Here is a 500-nt window from a genome sequence, read left to right on the forward strand (position 1 = left end):
CCTGTTTCCCATCTGGAAACTGTTCTTGCAGATACTCCAAACTTTTCAGCAAGCTGCTCTTGTGTAAGATTCTTTTCTTTACGACATTGCTTTAAAAAAGCTCCAATCTTTTTTGTGTCCATGTCTCTACCTCTCTTCCACTTACAGCTTACCAATATGTTTCAAAATTACCACGACATAAAATGAGAATCCGCTAATTTTCAACCGGACATCGTATGTCTAAAACAAATAAACGGTATTTTCACCCCAAAAGCATTCCATTCCTCTATAAATTAACCTTCTCTTTTATGTCTATCCATAAGCAGCAGAATAAACATAACAAACCATATCACCCATGCCATTAAACAACCGATTCCTATATACCAAATATCTATTATCATTCCAGCAATAAAAGGAATTGACATAAACATCATTCTCTTCCCATATGCCTTACACATAGCATTTTCATCATATTTTTTTCGTTCTTCTGCTGATTTCATATTATAACCAGACAAGAATTT

Annotated in this window: 2 protein-coding genes; both read right to left on the reverse strand. The window is 34.2% G+C overall.

Annotation, left to right across the window (positions count from 1 at the left end):
• A partial coding sequence (locus LI074_RS17155; RefSeq protein WP_173698478.1) for a helix-turn-helix domain-containing protein occupies positions 1-122 on the reverse strand: 122 nt, incomplete at its 3' end.
• Positions 123-272: 150 nt separating this feature from the next.
• Positions 273-500: DUF3784 domain-containing protein (locus LI074_RS17160; RefSeq protein ID WP_173698476.1), on the reverse strand; the 228-nt coding region annotated here is incomplete at its 5' end.

Origin of the sequence: Blautia sp. MSK18_10 (genome assembly GCF_020553185.1) — a bacterium.
Classification (GTDB): Bacteria; Bacillota; Clostridia; order Lachnospirales; family Lachnospiraceae; genus Blautia_A; species Blautia_A wexlerae.